This window comes from Methylobacterium goesingense, from assembly GCF_022179225.1.
Taxonomy (GTDB): domain Bacteria; phylum Pseudomonadota; class Alphaproteobacteria; order Rhizobiales; family Beijerinckiaceae; genus Methylobacterium; species Methylobacterium goesingense.
On the sequence record NZ_BPQL01000084.1, the window covers coordinates 30965 to 50329 of the forward strand.

Below are 19365 nucleotides of genomic sequence, written 5' to 3' on the forward strand. Positions count from 1 at the left end.
GCTCAGCGCATGATCGTTCCTGCCCGCATCGCGGCCGAGAAACACGTTCCCGAGACCGGCCTGCGGCGCACGGCATCGGCGGCCCTGATCCCGCTCGCCGACGCCTTGGCCCTGATGGTGGGTCCTTTCGTGCCCCTGGCGATCCGCCTGGTCTCGCCGCGTGAAGCGGTCGGCCGGATCGCCGGGAGCGATATCCGCGCCGCGCGGGACGAGCCGCAGCACGCCATCGCGCTACGCGACGGCTGGGCGGTGCGGGCCGACGACGTTCTCGGGGCATCGCCCTACGCACCTGTGCTGCCGCCGCGCGCGCCCGCCTGGGTCGATGCCGGCTCGGCGATGCCCGGGGACACCGACGCGGTGCTGGCGTTCGAGGCGGTCGCGGGACGCGACGTCATCGACGATGCGGCGGCGGGCACGGGCCTGCGATCCGTCGGCGACGAGATCGGCTCCGGCGACTGTCTGGTCGCGGCGGGCACGCGGATCACGCCGCTCCACCGGCTCGCCCTCGAGGCGGCCGGCATCGCGGCGGTCCCGGTCCGCGTGCCCCACCTTCGGCTGGTCGCCGCCGCCACGGTGGAGCGGGACACGCTGTCGCCGTTCATCGCCGCGCTGATCGAGGCGGAAGGCGCCGTCGTGACGGAGGTGGTGCGCGCCGGCGCCGACCCGGAGGCGATCGCGGACGCGCTCACGGCAGACGTAGCCGACGCGACCTTGGTTCTCGGCGGCACCGGCTTCGGGCGAAACGATCACGCCGCGGCTGGCCTGGCCCGTGCGGGCAGCGTCGAGGCCCACGGCATCGCCCTGCGGCCCGGCGAGACGGCGGGGTTCGGGCGCGTCGGCGAGCATCCGGTCCTGCTCCTCCCCGGCCGGCCGGATGCGGCCCTCGCGGCCTTCCTCGCCCTCGGGCGTCCGCTGATCCGGGCGCTGACCGGTGCAACGTCCCCGGTTCCGGCACATGCGCCGCTCCTGCGCAAAGTCACCTCTACGATCGGTCTCAGCGAGATCGTCTTCGCGCGCCGCGAGGCCGACGGGCTGCTCCCCCTCGGCGGACAGGAGTTGCCCCTGAGCCGGTTGACCGCGGCCGATGCCGCCCTCCTCCTGGCACCGGACTCCGAGGGCCATCCCGCCGGGACACCGGTGGCGGTACTGCCCCTATGAGCATCGCCGGGGACGACTTCGCCACGCGGCTCGCCCAGGCGGCGCGACAGGAGCAATTCCTCAACGTGGTCAGCCGCGAAGAGGCGCATGCCCGCTTCCGCGCGGCAGTACCGCACGTCGCGCTCGGTGACGAAACGATTCCGCTCGCCGAGGCCCTCGGCCGGGTGCTCGCCCGCGACGTCGCCTCGCCCATCGACGTGCCGCCCTTCGACCGGGCCCTGGTCGACGGCTTCGCCCTGCGTGCCGCCGATACGGAGGGTGCCCGCGACGGCCAGCCCCGCGCGCTCACGCTGAACGCCGAGATCCTGGCCTGCGGCGTTGCCCCGGCGCTTGCCGTGGCCGCCGGGACCGCGACGCCGATCGCCACCGGGGGCATGATCCCGCGCGGGGCCGATGCGGTCGTCATGGTGGAACGCACCGAATTCGACGCGCCGACCCGGTCGGTCGAAATCGTCCAGGCGGCACGGCCGGGACAGTTCATCGGCTATGCCGGGGCCGACATGGCGGCCGGCGAGACGGTGCTGCGCCGGGGTGTCCCCATCACGGCCCGCGAGATCGGCATGCTGGCCGCCTGCGGCCTCGACACCGTCGCGGTCGTGCGCCGCCCGCGCGTGGCGGTGCTGTCCACCGGCGACGAGCTTGCGCCTCCCGGCGCGGCCCTGCCTCCGGGTGCGATCTACGATTCCAACGGCCCCATCGTGTGCGCCTCCGTCACCGAAAATGGCGGCAGGGCCATTCCCTTCGGCATCGTCCGCGACGAGGAGGCCGCCCTCGAATCCGCATTGCGCGCCGCGATGGCCGCGAGCGACCTCGTGGTGCTCTCCGGGGGGACCTCGAAGGGGGCTGGCGACGTCTCGCACCGCATCCTCCAGCGCCTTGGCCAACCCGGCATCGTCGTGCACGGCGTCGCCCTGAAGCCCGGCAAGCCCCTCTGCCTCGCAGTTGCGGATGGCACGCCGATCGTGGTGCTGCCCGGCTTTCCGACTTCGGCGATGTTCACCTTCCACGACGTGGTGGTTCCGCTGATCCGCGCCCTGGCGGGCTTGCCGCCACGCGAGGAGACCCACGTGGAGGCGACCCTACCGCAGCGTGTCGCCTCCGAGCAGGGCCGCACCGAATTCGTGATGGCTTCCTTGGGACAGACCAAGGCCGGCCTCGTCGCACTCCCGCTGCCGAAGGGCTCCGGCTCCGTCACGGCCTTCTCGCAGGCCGATGGCTTCTTCGCGGTGCCGGCGGCGCGCCCCGGCCTGGAGGCGGGCGAGACCGTCGCGGTGACGCGGCTCGGGGCGGGGGTGCGGCCACCCGACCTCACCATCATCGGCAGCCACTGCGTCGGCCTCGACCGTATGGTAGGGCGCCTGGCCGAGCGCGGCTACCGGGCCCGGACCCTCTGGGTCGGCTCCGCCGGAGGCCTCGCCGCCCTGGCACGGGGCGAGTGCGATCTTGCTGCCATGCACCTTCTCGATCCCGAGACCGGCCGCTACAACGAGCCTCTTCTGAGGGAGGGCATGGCGCTGGCGCCCGGCTGGGGCCGCCGCCAGGGTATCGTCCACCGCACGGGCGATGTCCGCTTCGAGGGCCGCCCTGCCGCCGAGGCGGTCGGCGTGATCCGCGCCGATCCGGATGCCGTGATGGTCAACCGCAATACGGGTTCGGGAACCCGGGCCCTGGTCGACGGTCTCCTCGCGGGTGCGCGGCCTCCCGGCTTCTTCAACCAGCCGCGCTCCCACAACGCCGTGGCGGCTGCGGTCGCGCAAGGCCGAGCGGATTGGGGTGTCGCCATCGCCACGGTGGCGCGGGCCTACGGGCTCGGCTTCCTGCCGCTCACCGACGAGCGCTACGATTTCGCCTACCGGATCGCGGACCGGGAGCGCCCGGCCCTGGCCGCTTTCCTCGACCTCCTGGACGAGCCCGAGTCCCGGCGGCTACTCGCGGAGGCCGGCTTCGCGCCGGCGGGCAGCGCATGAACCCGGCGCACCTCGACAATCCCGCCCGCGTCATCGGGCTCGCCGGCTGGAGCGGGGCAGGCAAGACGACCCTGCTGGCCCGGCTGATTCCGGCCCTGACCGCGCGCGGCCTGCGCGTCGCCACCGTCAAGCACGCGCACCACGCCTTCGACGTCGACCAGCCGGGCAAGGATTCCTACGTTCACCGGGCGGCGGGAGCGTGCGAGGTCATTGTCTCCTCGTCCCGGCGCTGGGTCCAGATTCACGAGGTCGGTGACGAAGTGGAGGCGCGCCTGCCCGACCTCCTGCGCCGCCTCGCGCCATGCGACCTCGTCGTTGTCGAGGGCTTCAAGCGGGAGGCGCATGCCAAGCTCGAGGTCCATCGCGTCGCCAACGGCAAACCGCCGTTGCATCCGGACGATCTCCGCATCGTCGCGGTGGCGAGCGACCGGCCGCATCCGGACGCGCGCGTCCCGGTGGTCGATCTCGACGCCGTCGATGTCATCGCCGACCTCGTGCTGACCCTGGCGGAGCCATTGGAGACGGCGCTGGCGCGCCTGGAGGGACGATGGCCCAGCTGACCGACGATTGCTTCGCCTTCGGCGGTGCGCTCATGCGCATCGAGGAGGCCGTGGCGCTGATCGGCGAACGCCTTCCCGTCCTGGCGGGCACCGAGTGGGTGTCCCTCGGGGACGCCGATGGACGCATCGCGGCCGAGGACGTGCCGGCGCTGCACGACGTACCGCCCTTCGCCAATTCGGCGGTCGACGGCTACGCCGTGCGCCACGCCGCGTTGTCGGCGGAGGGCGAGAGCGCGCTGCCCGTGGTCGGACGGCTCGCCGCCGGGGCATCCCCCGAAGGCCGGGGGGCACATGCGGGGGCGATCCGCATCTTCACGGGCGCGCCGATGCCCGCGGGGGCCGACACCGTTTTCATGCAGGAGGATGTCCGGCGCGAGGGCGAGACTGTCGTGCTGCCGGCCGGGCTGAAGCGCGGCGCGAATGCCCGCGCGGCCGGCGAAGACATTGCCACGGGTGCGATTGCGATCCCCGCCGGTCGCCGCCTGCGGCCACAGGACATCGCGCTCGCCGCCGCCGCGGGGCATGATCGGCTGCCGGTGCGGACGCGGCTGCGCGTCGCCCTGTTCTCCACGGGTGACGAGCTCACCGAACCGGGCCGTCCCCTCGGGCCCGGAGCGATCCATGATTCCAACCGGGTGATGCTCGCGACGCTGCTGAACCGCTTCGGGGTCAGCGTCACCGACCTCGGTATCCTGCGCGACGAGCCGGCCGCCCTGGCAGACCGCATCGCGGCCGCCGCCCGGGATCATGACCTCATCCTGACCTCCGGCGGCGTCTCGACGGGCGAGGAGGACCACGTCAAGGCCGCCGTCGAGGCGCGGGGCTCTCTGATGTTCTGGCGCCTGGCGATCAAGCCCGGGCGCCCCGTCGCCATGGGGCTGGTGGCGGGGACGCCCTTCGTGGGATTGCCGGGCAACCCGGGTGCCGCTTACGTGACGCTGCTGTTCGTGGTGCGTCCGCTCCTCGCGCGCCTCGGGGGAGCGAGCGCGGTTGCGCCCCTCGGCCAGCCGGTGCGAGCGGCGTTCGCCTACAAGAAGAAGGCGGGGCGCCGGGAATTCGTCCGCGCCAGCGTCGCACTCGCCACCGACGCCGTGCTGGAGGCCTCGAAGTATCCCCGCGAGGGGGCCGGGGTGCTCAGCTCGCTGACCGAGAGCGACGGCCTCGTCGAACTCGCCGATGCGGTCACGGCGGTGGCGCCGGGCGACATCCTGACCTTCTACCCGCACACCACGCTTTGGTAGGACGACCCTGGGTAGGACGACGATGGGTTCGCGTAGCCGAGCGTCGTCGCAGCGGCTTGCGCGATCGCGGCGAGGAAGAGGTCGAGGGTGTCCGGCGGCTCCGACCGCGCCAAGCCCGGAAAATCCGCCCGGATCGCCAGGAAATAGGTTTCCCACCCCACCGAGTGGAAGGCGAGGCCGAAGCGCTGCGCGACCGCCGGGGTGCCCATGCCCACGTCGGCGGCCCCCGTGGCGATCAGGGCGGCCACGGCCTGATGGGTGAATTCCTCGGTCTGCGCCCCCAGGACATCCTCCGGCCGGAGACCCGCCTCCGCGCAGAGCCGGGCGAACCAGATTCGCGTGCCCGCCCCGCGCTGCCGATTGACGAAACGCAGGCGCAGGCGCGCGATGTCGGTGACGGACGAGACGCCGCTTGGGTTGGCGGGCGGCAGCATGAAGCCCTGCTCCCGGTCGAACAGGGGGCGGACGACGAGGCCGGTATCGGCAAACACCGCGTCGAGCGGCACGGGGGGAACGCCACGCGCCCCGTAATGAAACCCCGCCGCGTCCGCGCTCCCCGCCCGCAACAGCGCCAGTGCGTCGAGACTGCCCGCCACCGCAAGTTCGATCCCGGGCCGGTCCGTCACCGCGCCGAGCAGCAGAGGGTCGTGGCTCGCCGCGATCCGCATCCGCGTCGGCGCTTCCAACCGGAGCGCACGTAGTGCGTCGGCTAGGCGGATTTCCTCTGCGGCCAGGGTCGGTCCAAGTCGGCGGAAGGTCGCCGCGAGACTCGCGTGCAACGCCACGCCGTAGGGCGTCAATGCCGTGCCGTGCCCCTTCGTCTTGATCGCGACCGGGCGCCCCAGCGCCGCCTCGATCGCGGCGAGCCGGCTCCAGGCGGAGCGATACGAGATCCCGAGGGTCCGGGCGGCAGCGAGCAGGGAGGGCGCCCCCGCGACGGCATCCAGGAGGGCGAAGGCTGGGCCCAGCGCCAGCCCGTCCGCCTCGCCCTCGACGCGCAGGCTGACTCGCATCGGAAACGCCTTTCCTATTGATCTTTCATAGGCGGACATATCATCGAAGCGCGGTCCCCGCAGCCCGAAGACGATGCTCCAAACGCTCGACGACACGTTCCTGCGCCTCGCGACCCTCGACCGCGACGTGCTCGCCATCGCGTGGCTGTCCCTGCGCGTCAGCATGAGCGCTGTTGGTATCGGCCTCGCCCTGGGCGTTCCGGCGGGCGCGTTCCTCGCGGTCGCGGCCTTTCCGGGGCGCGGCGGCGTGGTCGGGCTCCTGAACGCCTTCATGGGCCTGCCCCCCGTCATCGTCGGGCTGGTGCTGTACCTGCTCCTGTCACGGTCCGGACCGTTCGGGAGCTTCGGCCTGCTGTTCACGCCGACCGCGATGGTGGCGGCGCAGGCCGTGCTGGCGACGCCCCTGATCGCCGCCCTGACCCGGCAGGTGATCGCCGATTCGGAGGCCCATCTCGGTGAGCAGTTGCGTTCCCTCGGGCTCTCGGCGCCGCGCCGGGCGCTGGCCCTGATCCACGACACCCGCTTCTCCCTCGTGACGACGGCGCTCGCCGCTTTCGGACGGGCGATCTCGGAGATCGGCGCCGTGCTGGTGGTCGGCGGCAACATCGACGGCCACACCCGGACCATGACCACGGCCATCTCCCTGGAGACCCAGAAGGGAGACCTCAGCCTCGCCCTCGCCCTCGGCCTCGTACTGATGGGCATCGTCATCGCGGTGAACGGGGCGGCCGCCCTCCTTCGCGGATACGCCGTGCGGGCCTTCGGGTGAACGCGATGCCGAGCCTGCACCTCGAAGACCTCGTTCTGTGCCGCAACGGCACGACGATTCTCGACGGGCTGACCGCCATGATTCCGGCCACCGGCATCACCGCCCTCATTGGTCCGAACGGCGCCGGTAAGAGCATCACGCTCCGGATCATCGACGGTCTGATCGCCCCGACCCGCGGGCGGGTTCGGATCGTCGCCTCCGCGCCCGTGCGGCGCGCCTTCGTGTTCCAGCGTCCAGCCTTGGTACGGGCGAGCGCTCTCGCCAACGTCGCCCTGGCCCTGGCGCCCCTGCGTCTCAGCCGCGCCGAGCGCGAGGCCCGCGCCCGCGCGGCACTGGCACGCGTCGGACTCGCTGATCGGGCCGGGGATCCGGCGACGCGCTTCTCAGGTGGCGAGCAGCAGCGCCTGGCACTCGCCCGCGCCTGGGCGGTGGAGCCGGGCCTTCTCCTGGCGGACGAGCCCACGGCCAACCTCGACCCCGCCGTCACCGAACTCGTGGAAGCGCTGCTGGCCGAGATGGCCGCGCGCGGCACGAAGGTCGTGCTGGTCTCGCACAATCTCGGACAGGTCATGCGGCTCGCCGCCGACGTGCTCGTGCTCGCGCAGGGCCGCGCCGTCGAGCATGGCCCGGCCCGCGCCATCCTCACCGCCCCCCAGAGGCCCGAGACCCGGGCCTACATCGCCGGAGAACTGCCTTGGACCTCCTTCGCCGCCGTCTCGTAGCTCGCGGTCTCGCCGCCGCCCTCGGCCTGCTCGGCGCCGTCGGCTCCGCAGCAGTGCTCCGCGCGGAACCCGCCTCCATCGTGGTGGCCTCCACGACCTCCACCGAGCAGTCGGGCCTCTTCAAGCACCTGCTGCCCTTGTTCGAGGCCAAGAGCGGCATCGCCGTGAAGGTCGTGGCCCTCGGCACGGGCCAAGCCCTCGACGCGGCTCGGCGGGGCGATGCCGACGTGGTGTTGGTGCATGACCGCCCGGCCGAGGAGAAGTTCCTGAGTGAGGGTTTCGCCACGAAGCGGCAGGACGTGATGTACAACGACTTCGTCCTTGTCGGACCGAAGTCCGATCCAGCCGGTGTGAAGGGTCACGACGTCGTGGCGGCCTTCGCCAAGCTCGGCACCGCCAAGGCGCCCTTCGTCTCGCGCGGCGACCGCTCCGGCACGCACAGCGCCGAGTTGCGGACCTGGAAGGAGGCTGGCGTCGATCTCGCCGCCGCCAAGGGCGACTGGTACCGCGACGTCGGCCAGGGCATGGGGCCGGCCCTCAACGCCGCCTCGGCTCTGAACGCCTACATCCTGGCCGATCGTGGCACCTGGCTCTCGTTCAAGAACCGGGGCGAACTCGGGATCGTGGTCGAGGGCGACAAGCGCCTATTCAACCCCTACGGCGTCATGCTGGTGAACCCCGGGAAGCACCCGACCGTGAAGGCCAAGGAAGGCCAGGCCTTCATCGACTGGCTCGTCTCCCCCGAGGGACAGGCGGCCATCGCGAGCTACAAGATCGGCGGCGAGCAACTGTTCTTCCCCAGCGCCGGCAAGTAGCGCAGCGAAGTAGCGCCGCGCCGGCTACCGGCGCGATTGCCGGCGCCGGACCATGTACCAGACCGCGAAGACCAAGATCGCCACCACGAGGCTGGCCCAGATCCAGTTGAAATCCGTCGCCGCCGCGTTGGCGGCCGCGGAGTTCGAGCCGGGCGAGCCAGACTCGCGGATCGGCGGGGCCGGATTCATCTGCTGGGCCAGCGCCTGGCCCAGCGTGGCGAGCGAAAACAGGGCGGCACCCGCGAAGGTGCTTGCCCGCCTCCTTGTGAGACCTGCCCGCGCCGCGCTCACTTCTCGGCCTTCCGCGCGGCGGCGTCGTAGCTGAAGGCGGGGGCCGCCGTGAGCTGCGCCTTCGTCATGCGGACCTCCGCGTGCACCGGTGTCCCGCCGGCCATGACCGTCGCCGGCTCCGTCTTCGGTACCGTCGCGCCCGCCGTCGATCCGGTCGTGTCGCCGACCTTGCCGGCATGCATGTCCTCGACCGCGCCGAGCACGTCGCGGCTGGTGTCGGCCCCCGGCATGGTCTCGGGCGTGACCTTGGCGGCGGCCGCCTTGCTGGGCGCCGTCTCGGGCGTCGTCACCGAGGTCGGCCCGGAGGTGAGCGGGACGTCCTTCAGGTTCCAGGCGACCTGATCGAAGGGCACGGCCACGAGCTTCTCGCCGATCCCCAGGAAACCGCCGACGCCGATCACCACGGCGGCGATCCGCCCGTCGCTGGCCAGCAGGAGGTCTTCGACGGAGCCGACCCGGACATGGTCCATGCCGATCACGGGCAAGCCGATGACCTTCGAGCCCCGGAGCGACCCCGGCGCCGGATTGGCGAGCGTCTGGCCTGGGGCCTCGGCCGTCGCCTGGGCCAGGGCGGGAAGTCCGCCAAGGAGGGTGGTCGCGGCCAGGAAGGACGCGCCGAGCGCTGCTGTGGGCAGGCGGCTGAACATGGGGAAACTCCGTAACGACGCGCCGCGCGACGCACGGTGGGCGGGGGGACAACGCACGCCCGCGCGGCGAGGTCCATCGCGCGCCCGGATCGCCGTCCCCATCGCGATTTGACTCGCGCGCCCCGCCGTGGCGATCGTCCCCGCCAACGCCATGCTGTTCAACTGCCTCTCCGAAGACCTCTTCAAGCCCCTGGCCTCGCCGAGCCGCGCCTTCAACGCGGCCCTGCTGCTGCATCTCCACGCGCGGATCTTCGGCGACACCGCCGAGCCCCTGCGCAAGAGCGATGTCCTGGCGGCGATCGGCGACTTCGCGGCCGATTACGCGGCCAGCGAGATCGCGGACGACGACGCGACCCCGGCGGACCCGGCGGACCCGGCGGAGCGCCGCTCCGTGGTCTACCGCCGCCTGTTCGACGCGGGCTGGCTGGTGGAACGGCGCGAGCGCTACGTCCCCGTGGTGGAGTTCGACCCCGAGGCCCGCCTCCTGGTGGAGGAGCTGGCGCGACTGAACCGGGGCGAGACGCGCTCCTACGGCGGTGCCGTCCTCGACGTGCTGGGCAGCCTGGAGAGCGCCATCGCCAACCCGGCCGAGCGCTCCGAGGCGCTGGTCAATGCGGCCAAGTCGGCGCGCGCCTTCCTCAGCCACCTGCGCAGCCTCGCGGGGGCGATGCGCAAGAGCGAGGAGCGCATCCTGCGCGAGGCGGACCACGGCGCCGCCTTCCGGCTCTATTTCGAGGAGTTCGTCGCGCGCCACCTCGTGAGCGACTACCGGACTCTGCACACGCGTCTCAATCCCTTCCGGTTCCGCTCCGGCATCGTGCGCGAAGCCGGGCGGGCCTTACGCGATTCGCTGACCCTGCGGTCGCTCGCCGAGGCCGGTCTGCGCGAGGGCCGCGCCCCCACCATGGAGGCGTCCGAGCGCGCGGTCCGCGCCGATCTCGCCGAGATCCTGTCGATCTTCGAGGGGCTCGATCGGCATCTCGACGTGGTGGCCGATATCGTGGCCCGCCTGGAGCGGCGGATCGCGGCAGCGCTGCGCACTCTCGACCACCGCGATTCCGACCGGATCGAGCGCACCGCCGCCGCCCTGCGCGCGGTGGCGTCGGCGGATGACGACCTCGCGGGCCTGCCGGCCCCCCAGATCTCGCTCCTGCGCCCGCCCATCGGCGAGCCGCATTGCTATGCCCCGCGCCTGCGCCGGCCGCCGATCGAGAGCGAACCCCTGCCGGAATTCGAACTCGACCCGGCCATCGAAGCCTTCATCGCCGCCAAGGATGCGTTCCGCCTGCGGGTGGCGGTGACGCCCGAGCGGATGGTCGATTTCATCGAGGCGCAGATCGGGCGGGGGCGTGCGATCCGGGGCTCGCAGATCCGCATAGCCGACGTAGACGACTTCGTGGTCTTTCAGCGCCTGCGCGAGATCGACGTGCTTTTCGACGGCAGCCTGCGGCGCCGGTATCGCCTCTCGCGGGTCGATGGCCGCGTCGCCAACGGCTGGCTGGATTGCCCCGATTTCCTGGTGGAACGGGCCGGCACCGGCGCGTGCTGATCCGGCCCCGACCGACCTTCATGAATCAGCGTTAGATCAAAGTCTTCGCAGTGCAGTCAAGTCTTCGCGCCGCAGCATGGAATAGAACCCTTGCAAATTCGTGGGGTGGGTTCATCCTCTGCTCTCCGCCAGACACGCTGCGGAAGGCACGGGAGCGTACCCCCATGAATGCCGGCAAATGCCTGATCAAGAATGCCTGGATCGCCGCCGAGGTCGGCCGGGAGCGTTGCGAGCGCGTCCTCGTGGTCGAGACCTACATCGCGGTCAGTCCCCTGGAGCCGAACTTCGACGCGTCCCGCTACGACGCCATCGTGGCGGAGGTTCAGCGGGTCCTGGCCGCCAACCCCTCCCTCGACCGGGCCTCGATCCTGAGCATGCACCGCGACACGGCCTGTCTGTCGCTGTTCCGAGCCCAGCCCGCCGCGGCCGCCTGAGACCCGGGTTGGCGCCGCGCGGGTTCGCCGGGTAGAGACCGGAGCCTTCATGCGGGCCGCGCCCGCGCCGGCTCAATCGGGACCCGCCATGCTCGAACCCTTTCGCGCCATCGTGGACGGTGAGGAGCCGCCGCCGCCCGGCGCCCGCGCGCCCTCGGAGGAGGAGCTGACCCGCGCGCTGCAGGTGCTGCTCAAGAGCCAGTGCGTCTATGCCGGAACCCCCGGGATCGGCCGCTCCTACGAGCTCGCCCGGCACTACGCGCCGTTCTTCCAAGCCTATTTCGGCTGCCTCGGGTACCGCTTCGAGGTGGCGCACCGCGACCAGATGGTGTGCCTGCGCGTACCCCTCGACGGAATCCGTCACGATGCCCAGGGTGAGCGCTTGCGCAAGGACGAGACCCTCGTGTTGCTCTCGCTGCGGCTGGCCTACGAGGAGGGCCTGCGGGCCCACCAGGTCACCACGGAGGGCGTCGTCGAGTGCACCACCGACGACATCGCCGAATCGATCCGCACGGCGACCCGCAGCGATCCGCCCGACGAGCAGCGCCTGATCGACATCCTGCGCCTGTTCGCCCGCAAGGGTGCGCTGCGTCTCGGCGAGCGCGACAAGGTCGAGAAGATCACGCCCCTGATGGTCCTGCCGGGCATCACCGTGCTGTCGCCGGACACCTGGATGGACCAGGTCCGGTCCTGGGGCGCCGCGCGGGGCGAGGAGGCGTTCTGAAAGCGTCGCGCCGCCCCCGGTCCCCAGCCCCGGACCGGACGCGACTTGCATCCAGGCCCCGGGGCGTCCATGCGGTGTCGCTTCGACGCCGAACCGGGATCAGACCAGAGCCGCCGTGTACCGCCTCACCGACATCGTCCTGTCCAACTGGTACCTGATCCGCCGCGAGCAGATTCGGATCCGGGGTGCGGCTGCCCTGGTGGGCCCGACGGGCGCTGGCAAGTCGACCATCTTCGACGCGGTCGGCACCGTGCTGGCCGGCAACAACGCGAGCCGGTTGGCCCTGAACGCGTCGGCCTCCGGGCGCAGCGCCCGCACCGTGCGCGATTACTGCCTCGGCTGGATCAGCGACCCCGCCGAGGGCGGCCGACCCACCCGGGAGGCCTGCGAGAGCCTGATCGTCCTCGTCTTCGAGAACGAAAAGACGGGGCGCGTGGTCTCGTCCGGGCTTGCCCTCGCGGCGCGCGCGGAGGAAAGCCGCGAGACTACGCTCTCGCGGTTCGTCCATGTCGGTCACCGCTTCGAGATCGCCGACTACGTGCGGGAGGCGCCAGCCGGCAGTTTCGTGGCGCCCTGGGCGGAGATCGCCAAGGATCTGCGCACCCGCGGCACCACCTTCGACGAGTTCCGCGCCTCGGGCGAACGCTTCACGGCCGAGTTGCTCGGACTCCTGCGCGAGGGATCGGCGGTGCCGGAGCCGCGCCACTTTCTGCGCACTTTCTCGAACGCGGTGGCGTTCAAGCCGATCTTCGATTCCTCGGCCTTCGTGCGCTCCTTTGTGCTCGAGCCCGAACCCCTCGACGTGGCGCGCATCCGCCAGTCGGTGGAGAACTGGCGCCGCCTGCGCGAGACCATCGAGGAACTGGAACGGCGCCTCGCCCATCTCGCCCGCATCCTCGGGCGCTACGAGACCTGGGCCGAGGCTAGCCTGTCGGCCACGCTGCATGAGCTTCGGGCCGCCGACGCCGATCTGCGCCGGCGCGTCATCGACCATATCGGCGCGCGCCACGCCCTCAAGGATGTCGCCGAGCGCCTGCGCATCGCCCGCGAGAGCGTGGCGACCAGCCAGGGCTTCGTACGCGAGATCGATGGCGAGATCGCCACCAAGAAGGCGCTGATCGCCGGCTCGGCGGCGGAGGGGCGGCTTGCCGCCTCCAATGCCGGCCTCGCCATGGTGGCCCGCGACCGGCGGGATCTGGCCACCCGCGTCGCCGACCTCGTCGGGATCGTTCTCGACGCCGGCAAGCTCACGGCGGTGGCGGGCGAGATCCGGCGCGTTTCACCCGAGGCCGCCCGGCTGGTGGAGGCCTGTGCCCGCTCGGGCCTGCGCCGCGAGGCTAATCCGGAGGAGACCTTGCGCTCCGACGGCCCCCTGAACGGCCTGCTCGCCGGTCTCGCGGCCGCACCTGCGATCGCCACGCCCTTGGAGCGCGCGGCCGAGGACGCGGCTTTGCGTGCCCGGGCGCAGGAGAACGCGGCGCAGTCCCGCGCGCCGGCCCCCGGCGGGCGCACGCCCAGCGCGCCACGCCTGTCCTCGGACGTCGCGGCGTTCCGGGACGAACTCGCCCGCCTCGGGATCGACGCGACGCCGATCTGCGAACTCGCCGAAATCGTCGATCCGACTTGGGGACCGGCCCTCGAAGGCCTGCTGGGGGCCGCGCGCGAGGCCCTGGTCGTCGAGCCCGACCGGCTCAATGCCGCCTTCGCGCATCTGGAGGCGCGACGCAGTCAGTTCTACCGCTGCATCCTCGTGAAGACGACCGACACCGCGCGCCGTCGCGGCGGCCGCGACGATGAGGGTCCGCTGGCCCTGATCGAGACGCGCGATCCGCACGCCCAGGCCTTCCTCGGCGCACGCCTCGGCGGCTTCGATCTCGCCCCGAACGACGCGGCGCTCGCCCATATGAGCCGGGCCGTGGCCCCGAGCGGGCGCTCGACCTCCGGCATGGCCTACTCGGTGGTGCGCCCCGTCCAGCTGATGATGACGCGGGGCCAGCGCGGCCCCACGGCCGAGAGCCGGCAGGACTGGGAGCAGGCGGTCGCCGAAGCCCGGCGCCTGCGCGCCGAGGCCGACGTGCTGCGCGAGGCCGCCCGCATCGCCGCCGGTCTGGAGAGCCGCATGGCGGCGACCTCGCTCGACCTGGCCGAATTGCGGGCGGAGTCCGACGCGATCGAGGGCCGGCGCCGGAGCCTCGCGACCGAGCGCGAGCATGTCGAGAAGGCCGAGACCGGCGTGCTGGAGGGCGAGCTGAAGGAGCTCGCCAAGGAACGCTCCGCCTACCTCACCGAGCTGGTCCAGGTCCTCGAGCCCAAGCGCGACCTGTTGCTCGGCGAGGAGGCGGGACTGAAGGCCAAGGTCTCCGCCACCCGCGATCTCGCGCGGGCCGCGCTCCAGGCGCGCCGGAGCGCGCATGCCCGCTGGATCGGCGGCGACACCGTCCGCATCCGGCTCGTGCAGCCCGAGGGCTTCGACCCCCGCACCGTCGCAATGCTGCGGGTGAAGCGCGCCGAACTCGAGCCCAAGACCCTGGCGAACCTCGCTCAAGTCTCTCGCGCCGCCGCGCGCGAGGCGATGGAGACCGCCCGCACCCAGGGGCGCGCCGCCGAGCGGGATCTGGCCGAGTACTGCGTGCAGTGGCGCATCGAGAATCCCCTGGGCAACGGCGACGCCCCGGCCTCGTTCGGCTATGCCTGGGCGAAGCGTGCCCATGACGAGGTGGCCGGACACGAGTTGCGCCGCTACCGCGATCAGGCCCTGCGGGCGGAGGGCGAGATGCGCCGCCTGATGATCGAGGACCTGCTGACCCGGCTGGCGGACAAGTTCGAACGCGTGCGCGCCCGCCTCGACGCCCTCAACGAGCGCCTGTCGACCCAGACCTTCACCGGCCAGACCTACGCCTTCGAGGCGGAGGTGGACCGGCGCTATGCGGCCGTCCACGCGCTCGCCCTCGAAGTCGCGCGCTCGCCGGACGCCGCGCAGGCGATCCTGCCGGGGGAGGGCGCCTCGGGCGAGAACACCCCGCTGGAGGGCCCGCTCGCCGACGCCATCGCGGAGATCACCGCCCTGATCGGCGGCGACGAGAGTGCGGCGCGGCTGGCCGATTACCGCAACTACTTCGTCTACGAGATCGGCATGCGCGACCGGGCGGGTAACCGCACGACCATGTCGAACCGGGCTCTCAGGGGCTCCGGCGGCGAGGCCCAGGCACCGTTCTACGTGGCGATCGCGGCGTCGCTCGCCTCCGCCTACTATCCGGGCGACCGGCCGGGCGACGAGAATCCGGGGCTCGGCCTCTGCCTCCTCGACGAGGCCTTCTCGAAGCTCGACGTGCGCAACTCGCAGGCCCTCGTCGACCTCTATCAGGCCTGGGGCCTGCAACTCCTCATCGCCGCCCCGGAGGACAAGCGCACCACGCTTACCGAGGTGATGGACACCATCGTCACCGTCTACAAGAACCCGGACCTGACCTCCGTGCGCATCGAGGCCGAGCACCCGCTGGAGGCGGCCAAGCGGGCCCTTGCGGCCATCAACCCGGAACGCCAGGGCATCGAGGGGTTCCGCCGGCCGGGTGCGGCCGCCTGAGCGCGGCGGCAGCGTTTCTTCGGTTCCACCGATCAGGTTCTGGCGGAAGCCTGGGGGTCGACGATGCCGCTGTCCTGTTCCTGCCGGTCGTCCGCCGCTTCGTCGTAGGCCTGCGCCCAGGCTTGGTGGTCTTCGCTACCCTCCGCGTAGGGGTTGTTGTCCGGCTGCTTGCCGTAGAGGCGCGCGTTGCGGCCCTTGATGAAGGGGCTGTCGCTCGCGGTGGCGCCTTCGCTCATGTCGGTGACTCCCTCTCGTGCCGCGTGATGCGTGGTCCGATGACCGCCGTCGGCACGTTGCACTTCCAACACGAGCGAACGAGCCCGGGTTCAACCGCGGCGGGGACGGACGGTCACGATGCCGCGGCTTGCGCGACCGCACGCCGGAGAATGCGGGAGAGGTCTTCGACCGAGTAGGGCTTGCGCAGCAATTCGAAGCCATGCGTGCCCTGCTCGGCGATGACGTGGCTGTAGCCGGAGGCCAGCACCACCGGCAGCGCCGGCCATTCACGACGGATGGCCTGGCCGAGATCGATCCCGTTCATGCCCGGCATCACCACGTCCGAGAAGACGATATCGACGGTCCCGGCCGTCCCGCGCAGGGCGTCGAGGGCCTGCTCCGCGTCGGTCACCCATCGGGTCACGTAGCCGAGTTCCTGCAGCGCCTGTGTCGCGAAGGCGCCGACCTCCAGGTTGTCCTCCACCACCAGGACCCGGGTGCCGTGCCCATCGGCGAGTTCGGCCGGCTCGGGCAGGGGCTCGTGCGGCGCGGCGGTGCCGGCGACCCGCGGCAGGTAGAGCGTGAAGGTGGTGCCGCGGTCCAGGGCGCTCTCGACCAGGACCTCGCCCCCCGATTGCTTCGCGAATCCGAAGACCTGGCTCAGACCGAGACCCGTACCCTGCCCGACGCGCTTGGTGGTGAAGAACGGCTCGAAGATCCGCTCCAGCACCTCCGGGGCGATGCCCGAACCGGTATCGGAGACCGACACCGCCACGAAGTCGCCGCGCATGCGTGGATGCGCCCGCACCGCCGGGATGGTGAGCGTCCGCCGGACCCGGATGGAGAGGCGGCCCTCGCCGTCCATGGCGTCGCGGGCGTTGACGACCATGTTTACCAGCGCGGTGTCGAATTGGCTCGGGTCGGCATCGACGAGGCAGGTCAGGGGAGTTCCGTCCGGCGCGCGGCCCGGATCGACGTCGGTCTCGACCCGGATGCGGGCGCCGGTCAGCGTGCCCACCATGTCGGCCACGGAGGCGACGCTTCGGGCGACGTCGAAGACCTCCGGGGTCAGGGCCTGACGCCGGGCGAAGGCGAGAAGCTGGCCCGTGAGTTTGGCGGCCCGCGAGACGGTGTCGGAGATCGCGCCGATGTAACGCTGGCGGCGCTCCTCGGGCAGGTCGGGCCGTTTCAGGAGGTCGGTAGACGACTTGATGACGGTCAGCAGGTTGTTGAAGTCGTGCGCGACGCCGCCGGTGAGCTGGCCCACCGCCTCCAGTTTCTGGGACTGGCGCAGCTGATCCTCCAGGGCCTTGCGCTCCGTGACGTCGCGCCCGGCGGCGTAGAAGTGGTCGCCCTGCGGAATTGCGTTCCAGGAGATCCAGCGCACGTCGCCGTCCACGGTCTTCACGCGGACATCGAGGTTGTCGAGGATGTTGCCTTCGCTCAGGCGTCCGACGGCCGCGCTCGCGGCGTCGAGGTCCTCGGGATGGAGGAAGTCCTCGAAATGCGCGTCCGTCAGCCGCTCGGCGGGCCAGCCCAGCATCTCGGTCCAGGCCGGGTTCACGGCCCGGTAGATGCCGTCGTAACCGCAGATCACGAGGAGGTCGCGGCTCGCGCGCCAGACCAGATCACGCTCCGTGGTCCGTTCGCGCGCCGTGGTGCGCAGCAAGGTCTCGGCCTCGCGCCGCTCGGTGATGTCGTTGAACAGGATGGCGACGCGGTGCTGCACCGGCTCGCCCACGCGCAGGGCGTGCACGTCGAACCAGCGCCCGAGGGCGACGGCGCCGCTCTCGAACCGCGCCGGCTGCCCGGTGAGGGCGACCGCACCATAGGTGTCGAGCCAGCGGGGTTCGAGGCCGGGGATCACCTCGCTCACCCAGCGCCCGACCACCTCGCCGAGGCCCGCCTGGCGCTCGAAGGCGGGGTTCACTTCGAGGAAGCGGTAATCGACGGCACGTCCGGCGGAATCGAAGCGCATCTCCACGATGCAGAATCCGGCATCGATGGCGTCGAACAAGGTCCGGTAGCGCGCCTCGCTCTCGGCGAGCTTGCCCTCCTCGGTCCGGAAACGCGTCACGTCGAGCTGGCTGCCGAAGAAGTAGCGCAGCTGTCCGTCCGGTGCGTAGACGGGGCTGATGTAGAGCTCGTTCCGGAAGGGCGTCCCGTCCCGGTGATAGTTGACGATCTCGACGACGACGTCGCGCCGTGCCGCGATGGCGTCGCGGACCCGCGCCACCTCGGCCGGATCGGTTCGGGCCCCCTGAAGGAAGCGGCAGTTGCGGCCGAGGAGTTCGTCGGCACCGTAGCCGCAGAGGTCCTGGAACGCGCGGTTGGCGAAGACGATCGGATTGTCGGGCTGGTGCGGGTCGGTGATGATCATCGGCATGCGGGTCTTCTCCGCTGCCGTGAAGAGCAGATCCGACCCGGCCGCCGACGTGCGCTGGCCCGGATCGGGCGCCCGTACGCTGGCATCACGCTCCGCGCGCAGGCGCAGGACCTCCGCCTCCAGCTCCCGTTCCCTCCGGCGAAGCTGCTCCAGCGCGTCGTGCATGGGCTCCCGTTCGATCCGCTCGGCGTCAGGCTCCGGGTGGCGGGCCGGTCTCCGCGTCCACGTCGAGCGCTTTAACCCACGTCGGCCAGTCCGTCGATCAGGCCGAGGGGTCGTGGAAGCCCGGTTCGAAGCGCGCCGTCGCACGAAGGGGTTGTGGATGCCGGGGGCCACGCGGCCCGCCCCCTCGACACGGAACCATTCCGTGGACCATGGATTGCGCTCTGAGTTGCCGATCGATGAAATGCCCGGGCCGTCGCGTCGGGGGGCTTTGGAGAATACGTCCCTCGTGCCGAGCCGTGGACCGATCGCGTCGTATGACACCACCACCACGACCCTTCCGACGTTGCGTCGCGGCTCGCAGCTGCACGAGACCGAGCGACGCCTGAACGCGGTCCTGAACAACGCTTCCGTGGCGATCTTCCTGATGGATGACCGCCAGCACTGCGTCTACATGAACCGGGCCGCGGAGCTGCTGACGGGATTCAGCCTCACCGAAGTCCTCGCGCGGGACTGCCCGCTCCACGACATCGTGCACCACACCTATCCGGATGGGCGGCCGTTCCCCCTGCACGAATGCGCCATCGACCGGGCCTTCCCCGAGAATAACCAGGAACGGGGTGAGGAAGTGTTCGTTCACAAGGACGGGCACTTCTACCCGGTCGGCTTCACCGCCAGCCCGATCCGCGACGATGGTGCCAAGATCATCGGCACCATCATCGAGGTACGCGACATCACCGAGGAGAAGGCGGCGGCCGAGCGCCAGCGCCTCCTGACGAACGAGCTCAACCACCGCGTGAAGAACACCCTGGCGACGGTCCAGTCCATCGCCGCGCAGACCTTCCGGGGCCGGACCGACCAGGCCGCGCGCGCGATGTTCGATGCCCGCACGGTCGCGCTGTCCAACACCCACAACGTACTGACCGCAGAGAACTGGGAGAGCGCCGGCCTGCGCAGCGTCGTTGAGAGCGCCCTGGCGCCGCACGCGCTCGCGGAAATCGATACCGCCCGGTTCGACCTCGTCGGCCCCGATACACGCCTTCATCCCAAGGTTGCCGTGACCCTCGCCCTGGCGCTGCACGAACTCATGACCAACGCGGCCAAGTACGGCGCCCTCTCGGTCCCGGA

At 71.5% G+C, this 19365-nt stretch carries 17 protein-coding genes; 12 read left to right on the forward strand and 5 right to left on the reverse strand.

Features of this window, described 5'->3' with window-relative positions:
• Positions 1–9: 9 nt before the first annotated feature.
• The 4 genes from MFF30_RS15825 to MFF30_RS15840 are packed head-to-tail and all read left to right on the forward strand — an operon-like array spanning position 10 to position 4926.
• Positions 10–1158, forward strand: a complete 1149-nt coding sequence (locus tag MFF30_RS15825) for a molybdopterin-binding protein (RefSeq protein WP_238280346.1) — start codon at positions 10–12, stop codon at positions 1156–1158.
• Positions 1155–3125, forward strand: coding sequence for a molybdopterin biosynthesis protein (locus tag MFF30_RS15830; RefSeq protein ID WP_238280347.1), 1971 nt, complete (start codon positions 1155–1157; stop codon positions 3123–3125). The genes MFF30_RS15825 and MFF30_RS15830 overlap by 4 nt, the downstream gene beginning before the upstream one ends.
• Positions 3122–3685 (forward strand): molybdopterin-guanine dinucleotide biosynthesis protein B, encoded by a 564-nt coding sequence (mobB, locus tag MFF30_RS15835; protein WP_238280348.1) that lies wholly within the window; start codon positions 3122–3124, stop codon positions 3683–3685. The genes MFF30_RS15830 and mobB overlap by 4 nt, the downstream gene beginning before the upstream one ends.
• Positions 3673–4926, forward strand: a complete 1254-nt coding sequence (locus tag MFF30_RS15840; RefSeq protein WP_238280349.1) for a molybdopterin molybdotransferase MoeA — start codon at positions 3673–3675, stop codon at positions 4924–4926. The genes mobB and MFF30_RS15840 overlap by 13 nt, the downstream gene beginning before the upstream one ends.
• Here MFF30_RS15840 and MFF30_RS15845 read toward each other — a convergent pair.
• Positions 4902–5939, reverse strand: coding sequence for a substrate-binding domain-containing protein (locus MFF30_RS15845; RefSeq protein WP_238280350.1), 1038 nt, complete (start codon positions 5937–5939; stop codon positions 4902–4904). The genes MFF30_RS15840 and MFF30_RS15845 overlap by 25 nt on opposite strands.
• A gap of 73 nt (positions 5940–6012) precedes the next feature.
• Between MFF30_RS15845 and MFF30_RS15850 the strand changes: the two genes are divergently transcribed.
• From MFF30_RS15850 to MFF30_RS15860, 3 genes are read left to right on the forward strand one after another with little or no spacing between them, the layout of a single operon-like run.
• Complete coding sequence (locus MFF30_RS15850) at positions 6013–6708, forward strand: ABC transporter permease (RefSeq protein ID WP_238280351.1); 696 nt, start codon at positions 6013–6015, stop codon at positions 6706–6708.
• Positions 6705–7430, forward strand: coding sequence for an ATP-binding cassette domain-containing protein (locus MFF30_RS15855; protein WP_238280357.1), 726 nt, complete (start codon positions 6705–6707; stop codon positions 7428–7430). The genes MFF30_RS15850 and MFF30_RS15855 overlap by 4 nt, the downstream gene beginning before the upstream one ends.
• Complete coding sequence (locus tag MFF30_RS15860) at positions 7403–8245, forward strand: ABC transporter substrate-binding protein (RefSeq protein ID WP_238280362.1); 843 nt, start codon at positions 7403–7405, stop codon at positions 8243–8245. The genes MFF30_RS15855 and MFF30_RS15860 overlap by 28 nt, the downstream gene beginning before the upstream one ends.
• Before the next feature lie 24 nt (positions 8246–8269).
• Here the strand turns inward: MFF30_RS15860 and MFF30_RS15865 are convergent, their stop codons facing one another.
• Together MFF30_RS15865 and MFF30_RS15870 are read right to left on the reverse strand one after the other, a co-directional pair.
• Positions 8270–8536: a hypothetical protein gene (locus MFF30_RS15865; protein ID WP_238280363.1), complete on the reverse strand. Its 267-nt coding sequence runs from the start codon at positions 8534–8536 to the stop codon at positions 8270–8272.
• Positions 8533–9183, reverse strand: a complete 651-nt coding sequence (locus MFF30_RS15870) for a PRC-barrel domain-containing protein (RefSeq protein WP_238280364.1) — start codon at positions 9181–9183, stop codon at positions 8533–8535. The genes MFF30_RS15865 and MFF30_RS15870 overlap by 4 nt, the downstream gene beginning before the upstream one ends.
• Positions 9184–9334: 151 nt before the next feature.
• Between MFF30_RS15870 and MFF30_RS15875 the strand changes: the two genes are divergently transcribed.
• The 4 genes from MFF30_RS15875 (at position 9335) to MFF30_RS15890 (ending at position 15473) form a co-directional block, all read left to right on the forward strand.
• The gene (locus MFF30_RS15875; protein ID WP_238280378.1) at positions 9335–10732 is read left to right on the forward strand and encodes a Wadjet anti-phage system protein JetA family protein; all 1398 of its coding nucleotides are present in this window, start codon (positions 9335–9337) and stop codon (positions 10730–10732) included.
• A 164-nt stretch (positions 10733–10896) separates the two neighbouring features.
• Entirely contained in the window at positions 10897–11166 is a 270-nt protein-coding gene (locus MFF30_RS15880; RefSeq protein ID WP_238280366.1) for a hypothetical protein, read from the forward strand.
• A gap of 88 nt (positions 11167–11254) precedes the next feature.
• Positions 11255–11890: a DUF4194 domain-containing protein gene (locus tag MFF30_RS15885; protein ID WP_238280368.1), complete on the forward strand. Its 636-nt coding sequence runs from the start codon at positions 11255–11257 to the stop codon at positions 11888–11890.
• A 115-nt stretch (positions 11891–12005) separates the two neighbouring features.
• Complete coding sequence (locus tag MFF30_RS15890) at positions 12006–15473, forward strand: SbcC/MukB-like Walker B domain-containing protein (RefSeq protein WP_238280370.1); 3468 nt, start codon at positions 12006–12008, stop codon at positions 15471–15473.
• 32 nt (positions 15474–15505) lie between these two features.
• Here MFF30_RS15890 and MFF30_RS15895 read toward each other — a convergent pair whose 3' ends face one another.
• Complete coding sequence (locus MFF30_RS15895) at positions 15506–15709, reverse strand: ribosome modulation factor (RefSeq protein WP_238280371.1); 204 nt, start codon at positions 15707–15709, stop codon at positions 15506–15508.
• Between the two features lie 113 nt (positions 15710–15822).
• Positions 15823–18240 (reverse strand): PAS domain S-box protein, encoded by a 2418-nt coding sequence (locus MFF30_RS15900; RefSeq protein WP_238280373.1) that lies wholly within the window; start codon positions 18238–18240, stop codon positions 15823–15825.
• 286 nt (positions 18241–18526) lie between these two features.
• Between MFF30_RS15900 and MFF30_RS15905 the strand changes: the two genes are divergently transcribed.
• Positions 18527–19365, forward strand: an 839-nt coding sequence (locus MFF30_RS15905) for a sensor histidine kinase (RefSeq protein ID WP_238280374.1), incomplete at its 3' end; no start/stop codon positions are given.